Raw genomic sequence first — 19,271 nt, 5'->3', positions numbered from 1 at the left:
TTATACCTCCGAACAGTATCAAAGTTCAAGTGCGTCAATATCAGCCGCAGTTTCAACCTTGAATGCCTTTACATCACCGTTGATTCTCTTTACAAGACCTGTGAGAGTTTTGCCCACACCAACCTCAATAAAGGTGTCAACGCCGTCATTTATCATATTTTCAACAATAGTCTGCCATTTTACGGGATTCTCAACCTGTGCCTTTACAAGCGTTTTGAAATCGCCCGAATACGGCTTAGCCGTGTAATCGGAATAAATCTGAACCTTTGGCTGAGCAAAGTCAACATTTTCCATATACCTTCCGAGTCCCTCTGCGGCATCAGCCATAAAGGGAGAATGGAACGCACCGCTTACTGCAAGAAGTTTTGCCCTTCCGCCCTCTGCTTTAACTGCCTCGCAGAAAGCGTCGGCATTTTCACTTGTTGTTGCAACAACAGTCTGAGCCGGTGAGTTGTAGTTTACGGGATATGTTTTGTCAAACCTTGAGCAGATTTCTTCAACCTTTTCTGGAGTAAGCTTTAACACGGCAGCCATTGCACCGGGATTTTCCGTTGCGGCTTTGTCCATAAGCTCGCCTCTTTTGCAAACGAGTCTGAAAGCCTCTTCATCGGAAAGGATTCCCGAAAAAGCAAGTGCAGAAATCTCACCGAGTGAAAAGCCTGCTACGCAATCGGGAGTGATACCCTTTTCAACAAGAGCTCTTGCGGCTGCAAGGTCGGCAGTAAAAATACACGGCTGTGTATTTACTGTCTTTGAAAGCTCCTCCATTGTACCCTCAAAGCACTGCTTAGAGGTGTTTTCTCTTATAGAATCAGCCATTTCGTAAACAGCCTTTGCGGCAGGCGAATTATCGTAAAGGTCCTTGCCCATACCGCTGTACTGTGCGCCCTGACCTGAAAAAATAAATGCTATTTTACCCATTTTGTTGCTCCGTTCAATACTTCTTCTGCCTGTGAGAACATCTCTTCAATCATTTCTCTTGCCGGCTGTTCCTTTTTAACCATACTTGCAACCTGTCCTGCAAGAACAGTACCCTGAGAAACATCGCCCTCTCTCACGGCTCTTCTGAGTCTGCCGAGTCCCATATTTTCAAGCTCCTCATCGGAAACATTAGCTGAATCGTACTCAGCCTTTGTATATTCACGGGTAAACGAGTTACGGATTGAACGAACAGGATGACCGAGTCTTTTACCTGTTACAACTGTGTCAATATCTCTTGCTTTGAGAATTTTGTTCTTATATTCCTGAGAGATAGTACATTCCTTTGCAACGAGAAATCTTGTGCCGACCTGAACGCCCTGAGCACCGAGCATAAACGCTGCGGCAATCTGTCTGCCGTCTGCAATACCGCCTGCGGCAATTACAGGAATTTTTACTGCGTCAACAACCTGAGGAACAAGAGCCATGGTTGTGAGGTCTCCAACATGACCGCCGGACTCGCCGCCCTCTGCGATAACGGCAAAAGCACCGTCTTTTTCCATTTTCCTTGCAAGTGCAACACTCGGAACAACAGGAATAACCTTGATGCCTGCCTCAAGCCACTTTGCCATATACTTGCCGGGGTTGCCTGCGCCTGTCGTAATAACCTTGATGCCCTCTTCAACTACAACATCGCTTACCTCTTCCGCAAAGGGACTCATAAGCATAATGTTTACGCCGAAAATTTTATCGGTCATTTTTTTGCACTTTCTGATTTCCTCACGGAGCTGTTCACCGTTGGAATTCATAGCCGCAATAATGCCCAAGCCGCCTGCGTTTGAAACACCTGCGGCAAGTGACGCGTCAGCTACCCAAGCCATGCCCCCCTGAAAAATGGGAAACTCAAGACCCAGTGACTGATCAATGACAGTAGAAATCATATGTAATATCTCCTTTTCTGCATTTTTACTTGATTTTCAGAAACAAATAATTTGCAAGATTTCATCATTTTGAAAAACTCACGGCAAATTCTGCACCTGATTCAATACTTTATGGCATATCAGTTTGATTTTACCCCAAAAGCACAGAAAAGTCAATATATATGAACAATTATTTACCATTGCGCCTTTAACTGCAATAATCCTCAAGGGTCTTCATAAGGCTTTTCTTTCCCTTTATTTCAATTCCTTTTTCAAGGTAAAGTGCGTCGCCCTTAGGCAGATTTGACACTCTGCAGTCGGTTGTCAGATAAGGCTTGTCTTCACCTTTTTTGTACACAACAATATACCCTTTTTCGGCTTTTATGATGTAGTCACTTTCCTCCATACCGTTATTCTGCGAAGCCGAATAATCACTTGCTGCAGAGGTGTTTTCAACAGAATTTGCAGGGGCAAAAAGCGAGCTTATCATCATGCACGCAATTAAAATCACACCTGTCAGTCCAACTATTTTTTTCATTGTTCAGCACTCTTTCCGTCAGTTTTTACTTCTATTTTTGCCCAAACTATATGTTATATTCACCGTTTTTATAAATTTCACACCAAAAGAGCACCGTAAATTCTTATTTTTTTTAACAAAAATTTGGTTTAATATATTTATTTTTTCCTTTGCAAGTGATATAATAAGCAAATGAGTATCTCTGCTTGTAATTTTGGACATATTTGTTATTATATAACTTATATTACAATCAGTGCACCGTGTTCGTGCAAATAACTCAAACAAGTTGCAAAATTACGGTTTAATTGACCGAAACTGTGAATTGATAAAGGAGATAATATGCGAAACAAGCGTGAAACCGACATCAGTCAGTATAAGGACCTTCAGCAAAATGAATTGTCCAAAAAGGCTGACGGAGGTGCAAAAAGATTTTTCAGGGGTTTCGGCAAGTTCCTGATTACCGTTTGTTCGGTCTGTCTGGTAGCCCTGCTTATTACAGGCATTTCACTTGCTGTCTACATTTTTACCCTTGCATCCGAACCGACCGGTATTGACCTCAAGGCAAAGTCAATGAACCAGACGAGCCGAATCTATATTCAAAAGGACAACTCAAAGGAATTTACGGAGTATCAAAAGCTGTATGACACCGAAAACAGAATTTGGGTTGACAATCAGGATATTCCTCAGGCAATGAAGGACGCTGTGGTAGCAATTGAGGACAAGCGTTTCTTTGACCACAACGGCGTTGACTGGGGCAGAACCCTTTCCGCTGTTGCAAACCTTGCTACAGGCTCCGATTCGTATGGCGGTTCAACAATCACCCAACAGCTCATTAAGAACATTACAGATGACAACGAGGTTTCAATTACAAGAAAGCTTCGTGAAATTACAAAGGCACTCAAGCTTGAGCAGGAATATACCAAGGATCAGATTCTTGAAGCCTACTTAAATGTTGTAAACTTCGGCAATAACTGTCAGGGCGTTGAGTCTGCGGCTCAGCTCTATTTTGGCAAGAGCATCAAGGAATGCTCCATAGCCGAATGTGCGGCAATAGCGGGAATTACACAGAATCCGTCAAGATGGAATCCTCTTGTTTTCCCCGAAAACAACAAGGAACGCCGCGAGATTGTAATCAACGAAATGTACGATCAGAAAAAAATTACCAAAGACGAATATGACGCGGCAATGAAGGAAAGTGCCACAATGAAATTTGTCGGCTGGCAGGCGTCCGATGACGATGACGACGATGACGAAGCAGATATTCAGAACTGGTATATTGATCAGGTTTTCCGTGATCTTCAGAAAGATTTGGCAGAATACTACAACATAAGTGAGTCGGCAGCTTCTTTAAAGCTCTACACAGAGGGACTTAAAATCTACTGCGCAATGGACGAAAAGACCCAGACCTACCTTGAAAATGCGGCGCTCAATATTGATAAATCAAACGATCCCGACCTTCAAATTGCGTCAACAGTTATGGGATATGACGGCAGAGTAATCGCAACAGTCGGTTCTTCAACAAAGAAAGAGGGAGCTCTCGGCTGGGACAGATCCTACAACTCCGTGCTTCAGCCGGGTTCTTCAATCAAACCGGTTGTCGTTTATCCTTACGCAATCGAATCAAAGAAGCTTTACTTCTCATCAATGGTGCTTGATGAACCGCTTGACAACTACCGTACAAACGAAAGCGGTCAGCTTGTTTCGGGTCCTAACAACGCATACGGCTACTACAACGGCAATATGAGCCTTCCGGATGCGATTGAGTGGTCATCTAACGCAACAGCCGCTCAGACAATGGAGCTTATCGGCGGTCCGAGTGTTGCATATCAGCAGGTTGTTACAAAGATGGGATTTCAAAATCTCTCCGAGCAGGACGCACAGAACACAGGTGCTCTTTCAATCGGCGGTATGAACGGCGGCGTTACCGTAAGAGAAATGGCGGCAGCCTACACCTATCTCGGCAACGGCGGTCTTTACTATGAGCCGTACACCTACTACTATGTAACGGATTCCGAGGACAATATTCTCATTGATAACCGTGATGCAGTTCCGAAGCAGGCTTATTCGGCAGAAACAGCAGGCATTATGAACAGACTGCTTCACTACAATGTTACAAACAGCGCCCACACAAATGCACATTACGCTCAAATTTCGGGCTGGGATATTATCGGCAAAACAGGTACAACCGATGATGATAAGGACTCATGGTTCTGCGGAGGCTCGCCTTATGCCGTAATGGCAACCTGGTGCGGCTTTGATCATCCTTCAACCATTTCTTACAGCGGAAGAACAACCGCGGCAAAATTCTTTGCAAATGTTATGGGCAATTACCTTGAAGGCAAGGAAAACAAGGAATATAAAATATCCGATAACCTGATTGAGGCAACATATAACCCAACAACGGGACTTATTGTTTCAACAGATAACATCTCGGGGCGGTATGTGGGTTACTACACCGAGGATAATATGCCGAGTACCGGCGGTTCGTATTACAGCGGCAACTATGAATACGGTTCGGATGTTTCCGACTCGTCAAGCTACTACGATCCCAATTACGGCGGTGACAACAGCGGTAGCTATTACGGCGGCGACACAAGCAACAGCGGAGGAGATAATTCAGGCGGCGACAATTCCGGCGGAGGAGATAATTCAGGCGGCGACACCTCCGGCGGAGGAGATAATTCAGGCGGTGACAATTCAGGCGGAGGAGATAATTCAGGCGGAGAACTTTCAGGCGGAGGGGAATCCTCAGGCGGAGGAGAGCCGTCAGGAGGCGGTGAATCGTCAGGAGGAGGCGACGCCCCTTCTGCGGCAGAATAAAATAACAGGTTAAAACCAAAAACTCGAAAGGAAAGGTTTTTAGATATGGTTTCAATAGCAATTATGGGTCACGGTGTTGTAGGTTCGGGCGTTGCCGAAATCTTTACAACACACAAACAGAAGCTTTATGCAAGCATCGGTGAAGAGGTTTATGTCAAGAAGATTCTTGACCTTCGCGAATTTCCCGACAGTCCGCTTGCAGACAGATTCACAAAAAACTTTGAAGATATCATCAACGACCTCGAAATAAGAGTTGTTGTTGAGGTTATGGGCGGTCTTAACCCTGCTTATGACTTTGTAAAGAGATGTCTTAAAGCAGGCAAGAGTGTTGTTACTTCAAACAAGGAGCTTGTTGCCGCTCACGGTGCAGAGCTTCTTGAAATCGCAAAAGAAACAAACACAAACTTTCTCTTTGAAGCGTCGGTAGGCGGCGGTATTCCGATTATCCGCCCGATGAGCCAGTGTCTTGTTGCAAACAATGTTGATGAGATTGCCGGTATTCTTAACGGTACAACAAACTTTATCCTTACAAAGATGATTGAAGACGGTATGCAGTTTGACGATGCGCTCAAGCTTGCTCAGGAGCTTGGCTTTGCCGAGAGAAATCCTGCCGCTGATATTGAAGGTCACGATGCTTGCCGTAAGATTTGTATTCTTGCATCTCTTGCATACGGAAAGCATGTTTATCCCGACTCTGTACATACAGAGGGCATTACAAAAATTACACTTGAAGATGTAAGATACGCTGAGGCTTTCCATTGCGTAATTAAGCTTATCGGCAGTGTTAAGCGTCTTGCGGACGGCAAGATTGACATTATCGTTGCTCCTATGCTCGTTCCGAACAAGAGCCAGCTTGCTAACATTGACTATGAGTTCAACGGCATTATGGTAAGAGGCGACTGCACAGGCGATGTAGTATTCTACGGCAAGGGTGCGGGCAAGCTTCCTACAGCAAGCGCAGTTGTAGCCGATGTAATCGACTGCTGTAAGCACCTCAAGACAAGAAAGTTCCTTTACTGGGCAGACGGCAACGGCAAAAACATTCTTCCTTGGGAGGAGTCAAGCCGTGCCATGTATGTTCGTGCAAACGGCAGTAATGTTGCAGAAAAGGCAGAAAAAATATTCGGTGAGGTAACAGTAATCAATAAGGCTGACGCACCTGCCGAAGAAAAAGCATTTGTTGTCAAGGCTATGCCGTACAACGAATTTGCCGAGAAGATTGCTCAGCTTGAGGCTGACGGTGTTTCGGTACTTTCAAGTATCCGTGTGGCTGATTTATAATTTTACAGAGGGAGTATTAAGTACATGAGTTTGATAGTTCAGAAATTTGGCGGCAGCTCTGTTGCCAATGCCGAAAGAGTAATGAATGTTGCATCAATCGTAACAGACACTTACGCAAAGGGCAATGATGTTGTAGTTGTTGTATCCGCTCAGGGCGACACAACAGACGATCTCATTGAAAAGGCAAACGAAATCAATCCAAAGGCTTCAAAAAGAGAAAAGGATATGCTTCTTGCCGCAGGCGAGCAGATTTCTATTTCACTTCTTGCAATGGCAATCGAAAAGCTCGGTTACCACGCTGTTTCTCTTCTTGGCTGGCAGGCAGGTTTCAATACCACTTCTGCTCACACAAGCGCAAGAATCAGAAAAGTTGAGCCTGACAGAATTAAGAAAGAGCTTGACAAGAAGAACATTGTAATCGTTGCAGGCTTCCAGGGCATTTCAAAATACGGCGATATTACAACACTCGGCAGAGGTGGTTCAGACACAAGTGCCGTAGCTATTGCGGCTTCAATGCACGCTGATCTCTGTCAGATTTTCACCGATGTTGAGGGTGTTTACACAGCTGATCCGAGAAAGGTTAAGAACGCTAAGAAGCTTCAGGAAATCTCTTATGACGAAATGCTTGAGCTTGCTACACTCGGTGCTCAGGTTCTTAACAACCGTTCGGTTGAAATGGCTAAAAAATATAATATCGAGCTTGAAGTGCTTTCAAGTATGACAAAGGCTTCGGGTACAATTGTAAAGGAGAAAACTAAAATGGAAAAAATGTTAATCAGCGGTGTTGCTAAAGATACAGATGTTGCAAGAATTTCTGTTATGGGTGTTCCGAATATCCCCGGTCTTGCTTTTAAGATGTTCTCAAAGCTTTCTGCTAAAGATATCAATGTTGACATTATTCTTCAGTCAATCGGTCATGACGGCAAGAAGGACATCAGCTTTACAGTTGCCAAGAACAGAGGCGAAGAGGCTGTTGCTCTTATGAAGGAATACACAGAGAACCTCGGTGCAGAGGAAATTCTCTATGACGATAAGGTAGCTAAGATTTCAATCGTCGGCGCAGGTATGGAAAGCCACGCAGGCGTTGCTACAAAGATGTTTGAGGCTCTTTATGACGCTCAGGTCAACATCCAGATGATCAGCACAAGCGAAATCAAGGTTTCGGTTCTTATTGATTCAGCAGACGCTGACAAGGCTGTAAGCGCTATCCACAGCAAATTCTTTGACTAATAGAAGAGCCGAGGTTCGCAGCCCTAAAATAACGACCGACGAGGACTAAGCCTTGAAAATTACGCAAGTAATTGAAACGGATTAGACGAGTGGAAGTTATTTTAGGAATAGCGGAGAACAACGAGGCTTGACATTAGAAGAGCCGAGGTTCGCAGCCCTAAAACTTTTTTATAATGCAAATGAAAATCCCTGTCCACAATGGACAGGGATTTTTTCGTAGCGGCGAACGCCATACGGAGACGAAAGTCAGAAACAAGTTATTGTTCGGCGTATGTCAAAAGCTAACCGCCGTAATAAGCCATAATCAGCATCCAGCCGCATAAGCGGAGGTTCAGAGACTATAAGCCTCTTGAGGTAGTTTCAACGATATGAAATGACCTTAAATTGTATAGTCCAAATCGACACTGAGACAACAGTGACTATCATATAAAAGAAAAGTTTTATAAACAAACAAAAAGAGCAGTATTATAAAACACTGCTCAAATTATTAATTAGAAGGTGGCTTTGCAATCATTACATTGATAGTTCTTGCCTATCTTATTGCTTGCTAAGCCGAGTGTGAGAGATGAAGCTACTCTACTACTTGTTGAAATTTTAGTAGTACGCAGAGAACCGCAATATGGACATTTAACAGTTGGCTTGGAAGATAATTCATTAAGTCGTTGTTTCGTCACTAAATCCCAGCGTCTGTTGTTATTTAAGTGTTCTTCATATAGACTATTATCATATTCAGGACAGTCTTTAAGGAATTTTTCATACCAAAAAAGATATTCAGCCTCTTGGCTCCCCAAAACATCTCGTTCAAAGTGCTCTCGCTGCAATTGTTCTGTGACTTCAAAAAGCAATTTACGAGGTCTTTTAAGAAAACCAACCCAACAACAATAACATTTCTTATCCAATGCAGGGTAATTAACTTCTCCACATTTTGGACATATTGCTACTTCAAGCATTAAAACACCTTCTTATTAATATATTGTGTCTAAGGGAAAGATACTCCAAACATACTTAGACAAAGATAATGGTAAACACATCAGATGGTTTACTACGGCTGCCAAAGCCAGAACAAAGCAAGATATTACCAAAGCTACTGACAAATATGAAGAATATAAAACCTACGCCAAAAGCTTAGATGACAAGGTTTTAAGAAATAAAGTAACTGCTAATGAAGCAGATATACTCAAGCAGTCAAAATTTGCAGAAGCTACTAAAGATTTAAACCAAGAATTATTAAAAGGTATAAAATACAACACAGATTATGCCGAATCAGAGAATCTCTTAAGTAAATCTGTCTTTAACTGCGGGCGGATGATATGTGCAGTGTAGTAACATAGTATACAACAGTGCAAAGACATAGTATACAGTTTTATGATAAAATAAATGGCAAGAAAATAGCAAATGAAGGAGCTGTTTTTATGCCGTGGGAGTGTAAAACTGTGGAAAAACAAAGATTAGAATTTGTTACAAAAGCATTAGAAACAAATAATTTTAGTGCTCTATGTCGGAAATATGAAATCACACGCAAAACTGGTCGCAAGTGGGTTGATAGATTTAAACAGGGACTGCCCTTAACTGATATGTCACGCAGACCATTATGTTCTCCTAACAAAACGCCTGACGACATTGAAGAATTAATCGTTTCTGTTCGTTTCGATAACCCGGGTTGGGGTGATGATAAAATTAAAATTTTTCTTGAAAATCAAGGGTATAAAAACATTCCTTGTCCAAGAACCATTACTAACATTCTTCATAAACACCAACTCATATCTGAAGAGGAATCTCTCAAAAGAAAGCCTTTTAAACGCTTTCAGAAAGAACATTGCAATGATATGTGGCAAACTGATTTCAAGGGAGAGTTTTTAACTGCCGATAATCGTTATTGCTATCCATTGACTATTCTTGATGACAGCTCACGATACTCAATCAAAATAGCATGCTTTCCTAACACTAAAAATGTCGTTATTAACGCTTTTAAGCAAGCTTTTTATGAGTTTGGTATGCCATCAAGCGTACTTTCTGACAATGGTTCTCAGTTTGCAGGTTTTAAACATGGATTTACTATGTTTGAAAAATTCCTTATGAACAATGACATTCTTCCCATACATTGCAGAATTAAACATCCGCAAACACAAGGAAAAATTGAACGGTTTCATGGCAGTATGAAAAGAGAACTTTTAAATCATAATCTATTCAAGAACTTGGATTACGCTGACAAGGCTCTGCAAGAGTGGCGAACTAAGTATAATTGCCTGCGACCTCATGAAGCACTTGGGAACAAATGTCCTGCCGATGTCTATACTCACAGCGAAAGGATTTTTGCTGACAAGGTGGAGCCGTTTGAATATGAACCCGGCTTTAAAGTCATAAAAGTAAATTCGTGGGGATATGTCCGTTTTCAGAATTTTCAATTATATCTTAGTGAAACTTTCATCAATGATTATGTTCAATTCAGACCTAATCCAAACAATGATTCATTTCTTGTTTGCTATCGCAATTTTGTTATTGCTGAGTATGACTCGTCATCCGGCAAGCGTATTCACCGCAAGATTTCAAGACTGTGAATTTGTATACCATGTCCTTGCACAGGTGGTTACCATGTTGCACTTGACATGATATCCGCCCCTACAAAGTTACTGTACAAATAATCACAAAAATACGCTCGTGCATACTTTGTTTTTGATATTATAAAGCTGTCTGTACGAATTTGGTACAGCGATTCACCGTTAAATTTAATAATAGTAATATCCTGAACGGAAAATTTCGTCGAAGATACTGTTACCGCAGGCTGCAAGTATAATTGAAATAACTACCACAAGCACAACTCCGATAAGAGCCAGGATAAGAGCGGCTCTTGCGTAGTTTTTGAGTGACTTCTTTGTTGATGAGCTGAACGCCCAGACAAAGAGCATAATGAGGTTTACAATCGGCAGACAGGTTAAAAGCATAACGCCGATCCAACCGCCTATGCTTACAGGCTGAGTATCCGGAGTACCGTATGGCGGTGCAACGGGCGGTACAGGCTGTGAGTTGTATGTCTGCTGATACTGCGTGTTGTACTGCTGATTATAGCCGTTGTTATAGCTCTGATATTGATTGCCGTACTTGCTTTGATTTGCGCCGTAATCATTGTTCGGTGAGTTTGTAAACTGCTGACCGTATGAAGTTTTGTTAGGCTGCGGTTGCTGATAATAAGTTTGATTTGGCTGACCGTACTGCTGAGAATACGGATTCTGCTGTGGCTGACTGTCGGCAGTCGGCTGTGCGTTATCAACCTCAGGCTGTGCAGTCTGCACATTCTCGTAAGGGTTCTGCGCAGCATCTTCGGTTGAAGCATTTTCAACAGGCTGTGTTTCAGGCTCTGGAGTCTGCTCAACAGGTGTTCCGCAGTAAGTACAGAACATTGCTCCGTTGTCAATTTCGTGATTGCAATTTTTACATACCATATATAATCGCTCCTTGCATAATATTCTATAAATAGTATGCTATCATTTTACACTATTTGCCTTACAAAATCAACAACATTCCATGCAATAATTCAATAATATTACAAAAAGCGACAGTTTTACGGCTGTCGCTTTTTATTACACTCCCCTTTTCATAAGCTTGTGGGGAATTATTTTATTTTCTTTGAGTGACGCTTTTACATCTATAATACGCTGATTTGACGAGCCTCTGAACGCAAGGCTTATATCGTGAAGAGCCTCAACAAATTCACCGTCAACAAGCACATCAATCATTGAAAGCATTTCATCTGTACATTCACACCTTGCTCTGCTGTCGGAAAGAAGCTCCTTGTCAAACAAATAGCCCGAATAACACCAAATTGTTTTGTTCGGAAACTGTTTCCTGACACGCTTTAAAAACGGCACTAAGGCTCTTTGATTTGAAGGTTCAAAGGGTTCTCCGCCGAGCAATGACAAGCCGTCAATATATGACGGTTCAAGCTCTTTGAGAATTTTATCCTCAACCTCTTTTGTAAAAGGTTCGCCGTAATCAAAACTCCATGTCTGCGGATTAAAGCAGTTTTTGCAATGATGCGTACAGCCGGATACAAAGAGCGATACTCTTACTCCCTCACCGTTTGCAATATCGCAGAGTTTAATTTCTCCGTAATTCATCAAAGGTGAAGCACCCTTTCCTCAATTTCCTGAGTTCTGCCCTGATTCCAGAACTGAGTTCCGATATATCCACAGGTTCTTCTTGCAACATTCATCTTATCCTGATCGCGGTTGCCGCAGTTAGGACACTCCCACACAAGCTTGCCGTCATCGTGAACGATCTTGATTTCTCCGTCATAACCGCAAACCTGACAGTAGTCGCTCTTTGTGTTAAGCTCTGCATACATAATGTTATCGTAAATGAACTTGATAACCTGTAAAACAGCGGGAATGTTATCCTGCATGTTCGGAACTTCAACATAGCTGATTGCACCGCCCGGTGACAAAGCCTGAAATTCCGATTCAAGCTTCAGCTTGCTGAATGCGTCAATATTCTCGGTAACATGAACATGATAGCTGTTAGTAATGTAATTTTTATCTGTTACGCCCTTGATAATGCCGAAACGCTTTTGAAGACACTTTGCAAACTTATATGTTGTGCTTTCAAGAGGAGTACCATAAAGGCTGTAGTCAATGTTTTCAGCCTTTTTCCACTTTGCACAATAGTCGTTTAGCTTCTGCATAATTTCAAGACCGAGTTCTTTGCCCTCTTTTTCTGTGAGCTTTTTGCCGATAAGGCTGTAAACGCACTCCCAAAGACCTGCATAACCGAGTGAAAGCGTTGAATAACCGCCATGGAGAAGCTTATCAATCTTCTCACCCTTTTTAAGTCTTGCCAGCGCACCGTACTGCCACAAAATAGGAGCGGCATCCGAAAGAGTGCCTGTAAGACGCTCGTGACGGCACTGCAGTGCTCTGTGGCAAAGTTCCATTCTCTCGTCAAAAATCTTCCAGAATTTATCAAGATCCTTTCCTGCGCTGAGTCCGATATCAATAAGATTTACAGTCACAACACCCTGATTGAATCTGCCGTAATATTTCGGCTTGCCGTTTTCGTCAACATAAGGAGTAAGGAAGCTTCTGCAACCCATACAGGTAAAGCAATGACCCTCACCGTTTTTATCAATTTTGCTTTGGAGCATAACCTTCTCCGAGATATAGTCGGGAACCATTCTCTTTGCGGTACACTTTGCGGCAAGCTCTGTAAGATACCAATACTTGCTGTCCTCTGTTATGTTATCCTCCTCAAGCACATAAATAAGCTTTGGAAACGCAGGTGTAATCCACACACCCTTTTCATTTTTTACGCCCTTGTGACGCTGTTTGAGTGTTTCTTCGATAATCATGGCAAGGTCGTGCTTTTCCTGCTCGTTTTTAGCCTCGTTAAGATACATAAACACGGTTACAAACGGAGCCTGACCGTTTGTTGTGAGCAAAGTAACAACCTGATACTGAATGGTCTGAACACCACGGTTTACTTCTTTGCGAAGTCTTTGCTCAACGATATCGTTGATTTTCTCTTCTGTGGGATGAACACCGAGTTCTTCGATTTCCGCAAGAGTTTCTCTGCGGATTTTCTCACGGGAAACCTGAACAAACGGTGCAAGATGAGCAAGGCTTATGCTCTGACCGCCGTACTGGTTGCTTGCAACCTGTGCAATAATCTGAGTTGCAATGTTACACGCCGTTGAAAAGCTGTGCGGTCTTTCAATAAGCGTATCGCTGATGACCGTGCCGTTCTGGAGCATATCCTCAAGGTTTACAAGGTCGCAGTTGTGCATATGCTGTGCAAAATAGTCCGAATCGTGGAAGTGAATAATACCTTCCTTATCAGCCTCAACAATATCAGCCGGCAAAAGCATTCTCCTTGTAAGGTCACGGCTGACCTCACCTGCCATATAGTCACGCTGAACGCTGTTTACAGTCGGGTTCTTGTTTGAATTTTCCTGCTTTACTTCTTCGTTGTTGCACTCAATAAGCGAAAGAATCCTGTTATCGGTAGTGTTTGCCTTACGAACAAGCGAACGATTGTAGCGGTAACGCACATATCTTCTTGCAAGCTCAAACGCACCCTTTGCCATTAGCTGATCCTCAACCATATCCTGAATTTCTTCAACGGACACTGCTCTCCTGATTTTGTTGCACTTATATTCAACATAGTCGGCAACATCCTCAATCTGTTCGTCTGTAAGGAACTTGTGTTCCCCCGAACCGTTTGCTTTTTTAACGGCATTAATAATTTTTTCAATGTTGAAATCTTCTTCTGAGCCGTTACGCTTAATAATTCTCATAATCCTTCCCCTTTTTATTATTTTGCGGTACTTCCTTGGTAAAAATATCCTATATCTGTTAATCCGAATAAAAAAATAAATTTTTCAATAATGCCGTTTAAAAAATGCTTTGTGTAATAAAATTGCAAGGAACCAAACTATCCCTGCAATGCAAGACCAATTATACAATAATTGCAATATAAATACTGTTGCACAGGCAACAATTATGTGATATACTATACTATATCTTGTGGCAAGACAAAAAACGCCACACATTATGGAGTGTTGCAAATGATAGAAGAAATAGGCGGTGCAAGGCTTAAAAAATCAGATTTCATCGGGATAAACGAGTGTTTTAAACCTATTGAAAGAGAGTATAAAAGGGGTGAAATCATAACTACATATTCACCCGAAAATGACACAATTTGCATCATAAAAGAAGGAACTGTTTATCTGACAACAGACAATGCCGAAAATCAGCGGAGAATTATTTCTTTTTATGAAAAGGGCGACATAATCGTCACCTGCATTGTACCCGAATCAGACAACAGAATTTTTTATCTGAGTGCCAAAACAAACTGCAAAATTGATTTCGTGAAATACTCAAAATTTACAGCCTGTTGTGAAAAGCATTGCAGTAAACACCAGCGGATTATAAGTGCATACATCAAAAAATCTCATAAAAAAAGTCTTGCTCACACAGACATTCTCTGTCAGCAGACGCTGAGGAGCAAGCTTTTGACTTTTTTTGAATACATTAAAACCGAAAAAGGAAAAAACACCTTTTATCTTCCTCTCCCTCTTTCCGACCTTGCAGATTACCTTTCTGTTGACCGAAGTGCAATGATGCGTGAAATAAAAAAGATGAATGAGGAAAATATTATAATCTCCGAAAAGCGAAAAATCACAGTCATTGAAGATTTGTCAGAATGACATATGACATATATATGTATAAAAAAACATAAAAAACAAAAAATATAAATGCGTGATTTCGCCGTTTTGAGCCTGCAAAAAACTTGCAGGCTTTTTTTGTACACAACGATTAATATTGTAGTATAAAAACACCTTGCAGTCAACACGCTAAAAGAATTATAGTCAAAATAATTAATTTGACTGATTTTGAATGGAGATAATCAAAAACACCAATTTTAATTGCAAAAACGGTAAAATTATACTGTTTTTAAATAACGCTCGACACTTTTTTGTTAGCTAATTTTGCTGTCTTTAATTTTTTTGAATTTTTTTGACCGATTTTGCTTGACTTTTAAGAAACGGGTGTTATAATATAGTCAAGAGGTGAGGATAATGCTTACACAGGACAGATATCGTGCAATACTTGATTTGCTCGAAGAAAAAAATTCGGTCACGGTGTCGGAATTAACAAAGTTGCTTGACTCATCCGAGTCAACAATAAGAAGAGATCTTTCCGCTCTTGATGAGATGGGAAAGCTCACCAAAGTTTTCGGCGGTGCAACTTCAATCACCAGAAACGAGGGTATTTTTGAAGATGCGGTAAGCAATCGTGAAACCGTTATGAGCGATGAAAAAGATCTGGTTGCAGAATACTGTGCAAAGCTTATCCATGACTCTGACTTTGTTTATATTGACGCAGGAACAACAACATTAAAGCTTGTTGACCACATTACAAATACAAACGCAACATATGTTACAAACGGCATAACACACGCCAGAATGCTTATCCACAAGGGTATGCAGACATATATAGTAGGCGGAAAAATAAAACCGCTTACCGAGGCTGTTGTGGGTGCCGAAGCAATAAAAAGCATAAACTGCTTTAACTTTACAAAAGCTTTTATGGGAGCAAACGGAATTGACATCAGTTCGGGATTCACAACACCTGACATTGAAGAAGGTCATATAAAGGAAACGGCAATCAACAAATCTTATATGGCATTTGTTCTTGCAGACCATTCAAAATTTCGCAGGGTGTATCCTGTAACATTTGCCCCTCTGCAAAAATGTTGTATAATCACCGACAAACTGCCTACGCCGGACTTTTCGCAGGTAACGGTGATAAAGGAGGTAAAAAATGATTTACACCGTAACGCTTAATCCGTCAATTGACTACATTGTCAGACTTGATTCGCTTGTTCCGGGAATAACAAACCGAACAACCGCCGAAGAATATTACTACGGAGGTAAGGGAATCAATGTTTCATGCGTACTTGCAGAGCTTGACCTTGAAAGTACGGCATTCGGATTTGTTGCAGGCTTTACGGGTGACGCCATTGAAAAGGGTATTCGCAACGACAGGATTATCACCGACTTTATTAAGCTTGAAAGTGGAATTTCAAGAATCAACATAAAAATCAAAGCCGGCGTTGAAACAGAAATCAATTGTCAGGGACCTCACATAAGTGAAGGCGAACTTGAAAGGCTGTTTTCAAAAATCGACAGAATATCCGACGGCGACACAATCGTAATTGCAGGAAACATTCCGAATACGATGCCTGATGATGTTTATGAAAGAATCCTTGAAAGAATCAAGGGCAAGGATGTACGAATTGTAGTTGACGCAACAAAAAAACTTTTACTCAACGCACTCAAGTACAAGCCGTTCCTCATCAAGCCGAACAGACAGGAACTTTCCGAAATGTTCGGAGTTGAAATCAACACCGAGGATGATATTGAAAAGTATGCAAAAGAGTTGCAGAAACTCGGTGCAAAAAATGTTTTGATTTCACTCGGCGGTGACGGAGCAATGCTCATTGACGAATTTGGAAAAAGACACAAAGCAGGAGTCCTCAAAGAAAAGGTAATTAACACAGTCGGTTCGGGAGACTCAATGGTAGCAGGCTTTGTGGCAGGATATGAAAAGACAAAAAGCTACCCCTATGCGCTGAAATTGGGCAGTGTGTGCGGAAATGCAACGGCATTTCTTGACGGACTTGCCACAAAAGAAAAAATAAATGAATTGCTTGCAAAATTTTAATTAAAAAGGAGAGAAAAATATGCGTATCACAGATTTATTAAAAAAATCGGGTATTGCTCTCGGCGTTAAAGTTGCCGACAAGAGCGAAGCAATTGACAAACTTGTTTCATTACATGAAAAGTGCGGAAACCTCAAGGATGTTAAAGCCTACAAAGAGGGAATCCTCAACCGTGAAGAACTCGGCACAACAGCTGTAGGTATGGAGGTTGCAATTCCCCATGCCAAGAGCGAAGCTGTAAAAGCTCCCGCCCTCACGGCTATCACAGTTCCAGACGGTGTTGATTATGACTCGCCCGACGGTAAGCCCTGTAAGCTGCTCTTTATGATTGCCGCAACAACAGACGGTGATGTTCATCTTGAAGTTCTTGCAAGACTTATGCAGCTTTTGATGCATGAAGATTTTACCGCAAAGCTTAAAGCCGCAAAAACTCCGGAAGAATTCATCTCGATTATTGACGCAAGAGAAAAAGAGAAGTTCCCCGATGAACCAAAGGCAGAAGTTCCTGCAAAGAAGGGTTACAGAGTTCTTGCTATCACAGCTTGTCCAACAGGTATTGCTCATACTTATATGGCGGCTGAATCACTCCAGAAAGCCGGCGACAGTCTTAACATTCCGATTAAGGTTGAAACAAACGGTTCGGGCGGTGCAAAGAATGTGCTTACCGAAGAAGAAATTGCAAATTGTGACGGTATCATCATTGCCGCTGACATCACAATAAATCTTGCCCGTTTTGACGGCAAGCCCGTTTTACAGTGTGCCGTTTCAGACGGTATTCATAAGCCGGAAGAGCTTATCAACAAGATTGTAAACAAAGAAGTTCCCGTATATCATCACAAAGGCGGTTCTGCAGATGCTCCAAGGAAGAGAGGCGGCACTTACGGTCACCTTATGAACGGTGTATCACATATGCTCCCGTTCGTTGTAGCAGGCGGTATCTTCATTGCAATCGCATTCCTCATTGATATTGCGTGCGGTGTAAACGCACAGGAGGTTGGCAGTGCATTCGGTACGGTAACTCCTGCAGCCGCATGGTTTAAAACACTCGGCGGTGTGGCATTTAACCTTATGGTTCCTATTCTTTCCGGCTTTATCGCAATGTCAATTGCAGACCGTCCCGGTCTTCTCGTTGGCCTTGTAGGCGGTTTCCTTGCAACATCAGGCGCAACCTTTATGGATCCTGCCGCTGCAGAAACAGTTCCGTCAGGCTTCCTCGGCGGCTTGCTTGCAGGTTTCGTAGGCGGTTACTTAATGCTCGGTATTGAAAAAATGTGCGATAAGATGCCTAAGGCTCTTGAGGGTATCAAGCCCGTTCTCATCTATCCGCTTCTCGGACTCGGCGGTATTCTCGTTGTAATGTGCGCAGTCAACCCGTTCATGGGTATGATTAACTCAGGTATGTCAAACGGCCTTAACGCTATTGCCTCTAACCCTGCAATGATGGTTCCGCTCTGTGCGCTCCTCGCAGGTATGATGTCTATCGACATGGGCGGTCCTTTCAACAAGGCAGCTTATGCATTCGCAACACTTAACCTTGCAAACGCAGACGATCAGGCATACATCATTATGGCAGCAGTTATGATCGGCGGTATGGTTCCTCCAATCGCAGTCGCTCTTTCAAACACATTCTTCAAGAATCGTTGGACAGATGAAGAAAGAAAGAATGCTCCCGTAAACTATATAATGGGACTTTCATTCATCTCAGAAGGTGCAATTCCTTACGCAGCAGGTCATCCGCTTCAGGTTATCCCTTCATGTATCGTTGGTTCTGCAGTAGCAGGCGCACTTTCAGCTCTCTTTGGCTGTAAGCTTATGGCTCCTCACGGCGGTATCTTCGTATTCGCAACAATGCAGGGTACATGGTATTTCTACCTCCTTGCTCTTGCAATCGGTGCAGTAGTTTCAATGTTTATGCTTGCACTTCTCAAAAGACCGATTAAAAAATAATTAATTTGCTATTACCCGTTTTTTGAAATGTTTTGTTCCTCGGCACCGGTGTAAAAGCCGGTGCCACCCCTCAAAACTCAAAGAACTTTCACGACATTAGATTCAAAACTTCAAAGCACAAATTTATTTTATAAAGGAGATTTTATTATGGTATCAAAAGAACTCGTACTCACAAATGCGCAGGGATTCCATATGCGTCCGGCATCGGTTTTTGCAACAGCTATGGGCAAATACAGCTGTGATGTAACAATCAAATTCAACGGCAATCAGTACAACGCAAAGAGCCTCCTCAACATTATTGCAGCCTGCATCAAGTGCGGCAGCGACATTGAGATTGTTTGCGACGGAGCTGACGAAAACGAAGCGCTTGCAGAAGCAACACAGCTCATAGAGAGCGGTCTTGGCGAGTAAGACAACGGACA

At 42.2% G+C, this 19,271-nt stretch carries 17 protein-coding genes; 10 read left to right on the top strand and 7 right to left on the bottom strand.

The genetic code is table 11. The features are described from left to right. Positions 1–18: 18 nt before the first annotated feature. The 3 genes from fabD to QDI94_RS09735 all read right to left on the bottom strand — a co-directional run bounded on the left by fabD (position 19) and on the right by QDI94_RS09735 (position 2,376). The gene (fabD, locus tag QDI94_RS09745) at positions 19–921 is read right to left on the bottom strand and encodes an ACP S-malonyltransferase (protein WP_278868648.1); all 903 of its coding nucleotides are present in this window, start codon (positions 919–921) and stop codon (positions 19–21) included. After that, positions 909–1,859, bottom strand: coding sequence for an enoyl-[acyl-carrier-protein] reductase FabK (fabK, locus tag QDI94_RS09740; protein WP_101028841.1), 951 nt, complete (start codon positions 1,857–1,859; stop codon positions 909–911). The genes fabD and fabK overlap by 13 nt, the downstream gene beginning before the upstream one ends. A 187-nt stretch (positions 1,860–2,046) precedes the next feature. Next, entirely contained in the window at positions 2,047–2,376 is a 330-nt protein-coding gene (locus QDI94_RS09735; protein WP_278868643.1) for a hypothetical protein, read from the bottom strand. 318 nt (positions 2,377–2,694) lie between these two features. Between QDI94_RS09735 and QDI94_RS09730 the strand changes: the two genes are divergently transcribed. Genes QDI94_RS09730 through QDI94_RS09720 form a run of 3 tightly spaced genes read left to right on the top strand, consistent with a single transcriptional unit; the run spans position 2,695 to position 7,686 of the window. After that, positions 2,695–5,175: a transglycosylase domain-containing protein gene (locus QDI94_RS09730; protein WP_278868640.1), complete on the top strand. Its 2,481-nt coding sequence runs from the start codon at positions 2,695–2,697 to the stop codon at positions 5,173–5,175. A gap of 45 nt (positions 5,176–5,220) precedes the next feature. After that, positions 5,221–6,456, top strand: coding sequence for a homoserine dehydrogenase (locus QDI94_RS09725; protein ID WP_278868637.1), 1,236 nt, complete (start codon positions 5,221–5,223; stop codon positions 6,454–6,456). Positions 6,457–6,480: 24 nt separating this feature from the next. Then, on the top strand, positions 6,481–7,686 hold the full coding sequence (locus tag QDI94_RS09720; protein ID WP_101028837.1) for an aspartate kinase: 1,206 nt from the start codon (positions 6,481–6,483) through the stop codon (positions 7,684–7,686). A gap of 491 nt (positions 7,687–8,177) precedes the next feature. Here QDI94_RS09720 and QDI94_RS09715 read toward each other — a convergent pair whose 3' ends face one another. Further along, complete coding sequence (locus QDI94_RS09715) at positions 8,178–8,636, bottom strand: hypothetical protein (protein ID WP_278868634.1); 459 nt, start codon at positions 8,634–8,636, stop codon at positions 8,178–8,180. A 25-nt stretch (positions 8,637–8,661) separates the two neighbouring features. Between QDI94_RS09715 and QDI94_RS09710 the strand changes: the two genes are divergently transcribed. Both QDI94_RS09710 and QDI94_RS09705 read left to right on the top strand, forming a co-directional pair. Next, positions 8,662–9,009: a hypothetical protein gene (locus tag QDI94_RS09710; RefSeq protein ID WP_278868631.1), complete on the top strand. Its 348-nt coding sequence runs from the start codon at positions 8,662–8,664 to the stop codon at positions 9,007–9,009. A 110-nt stretch (positions 9,010–9,119) separates the two neighbouring features. Beyond that, entirely contained in the window at positions 9,120–10,244 is a 1,125-nt protein-coding gene (locus QDI94_RS09705; RefSeq protein ID WP_278866599.1) for an IS481 family transposase, read from the top strand. A 168-nt stretch (positions 10,245–10,412) separates the two neighbouring features. On the opposite strand, the gene QDI94_RS09700 is transcribed toward QDI94_RS09705, so the two are convergent. The 3 genes from QDI94_RS09700 to nrdD form a co-directional block, all read right to left on the bottom strand. Beyond that, positions 10,413–11,126, bottom strand: a complete 714-nt coding sequence (locus QDI94_RS09700) for a zinc-ribbon domain-containing protein (RefSeq protein ID WP_278868628.1) — start codon at positions 11,124–11,126, stop codon at positions 10,413–10,415. Positions 11,127–11,264: 138 nt separating this feature from the next. After that, positions 11,265–11,801 carry an anaerobic ribonucleoside-triphosphate reductase activating protein gene (gene nrdG, locus QDI94_RS09695; protein WP_101028936.1) on the bottom strand — a complete coding sequence of 179 codons (537 nt, stop codon included), beginning with the start codon at positions 11,799–11,801 and terminating at the stop codon, positions 11,265–11,267. Beyond that, positions 11,801–13,972: an anaerobic ribonucleoside-triphosphate reductase gene (nrdD, locus tag QDI94_RS09690; RefSeq protein WP_101028935.1), complete on the bottom strand. Its 2,172-nt coding sequence runs from the start codon at positions 13,970–13,972 to the stop codon at positions 11,801–11,803. Before nrdD ends, nrdG begins: the two co-directional genes overlap by 1 nt. Positions 13,973–14,242: 270 nt before the next feature. Between nrdD and QDI94_RS09685 the strand changes: the two genes are divergently transcribed. The 5 genes from QDI94_RS09685 (at position 14,243) to QDI94_RS09665 (ending at position 19,260) form a co-directional block, all read left to right on the top strand. Continuing rightward, entirely contained in the window at positions 14,243–14,884 is a 642-nt protein-coding gene (locus QDI94_RS09685; protein ID WP_021883526.1) for a Crp/Fnr family transcriptional regulator, read from the top strand. A 372-nt stretch (positions 14,885–15,256) separates the two neighbouring features. Next, positions 15,257–16,024 carry a DeoR/GlpR family DNA-binding transcription regulator gene (locus QDI94_RS09680; protein ID WP_101028934.1) on the top strand — a complete coding sequence of 256 codons (768 nt, stop codon included), beginning with the start codon at positions 15,257–15,259 and terminating at the stop codon, positions 16,022–16,024. Beyond that, positions 16,002–16,904 carry a 1-phosphofructokinase gene (pfkB, locus tag QDI94_RS09675; RefSeq protein ID WP_101028933.1) on the top strand — a complete coding sequence of 301 codons (903 nt, stop codon included), beginning with the start codon at positions 16,002–16,004 and terminating at the stop codon, positions 16,902–16,904. Before QDI94_RS09680 ends, pfkB begins: the two co-directional genes overlap by 23 nt. 19 nt (positions 16,905–16,923) lie before the next feature. Continuing rightward, complete coding sequence (locus QDI94_RS09670) at positions 16,924–18,849, top strand: PTS fructose transporter subunit IIABC (RefSeq protein WP_278868625.1); 1,926 nt, start codon at positions 16,924–16,926, stop codon at positions 18,847–18,849. A gap of 147 nt (positions 18,850–18,996) precedes the next feature. Further along, a complete protein-coding gene (locus tag QDI94_RS09665; protein WP_101028931.1) occupies positions 18,997–19,260 on the top strand; it encodes an HPr family phosphocarrier protein in 264 nt (87 codons plus the stop codon). The last annotated feature ends 11 nt before the right edge of the window (positions 19,261–19,271 follow it).

The sequence above is a fragment of the Ruminococcus bromii genome, from assembly GCF_928721825.1.
GTDB classification, from domain to species: Bacteria; Bacillota; Clostridia; order Oscillospirales; family Acutalibacteraceae; genus Ruminococcoides; species Ruminococcoides bromii.
The sequence above is the reverse complement of the archived record's forward strand: the minus strand, read 5'-3'. Positions and strand labels throughout refer to the sequence as shown.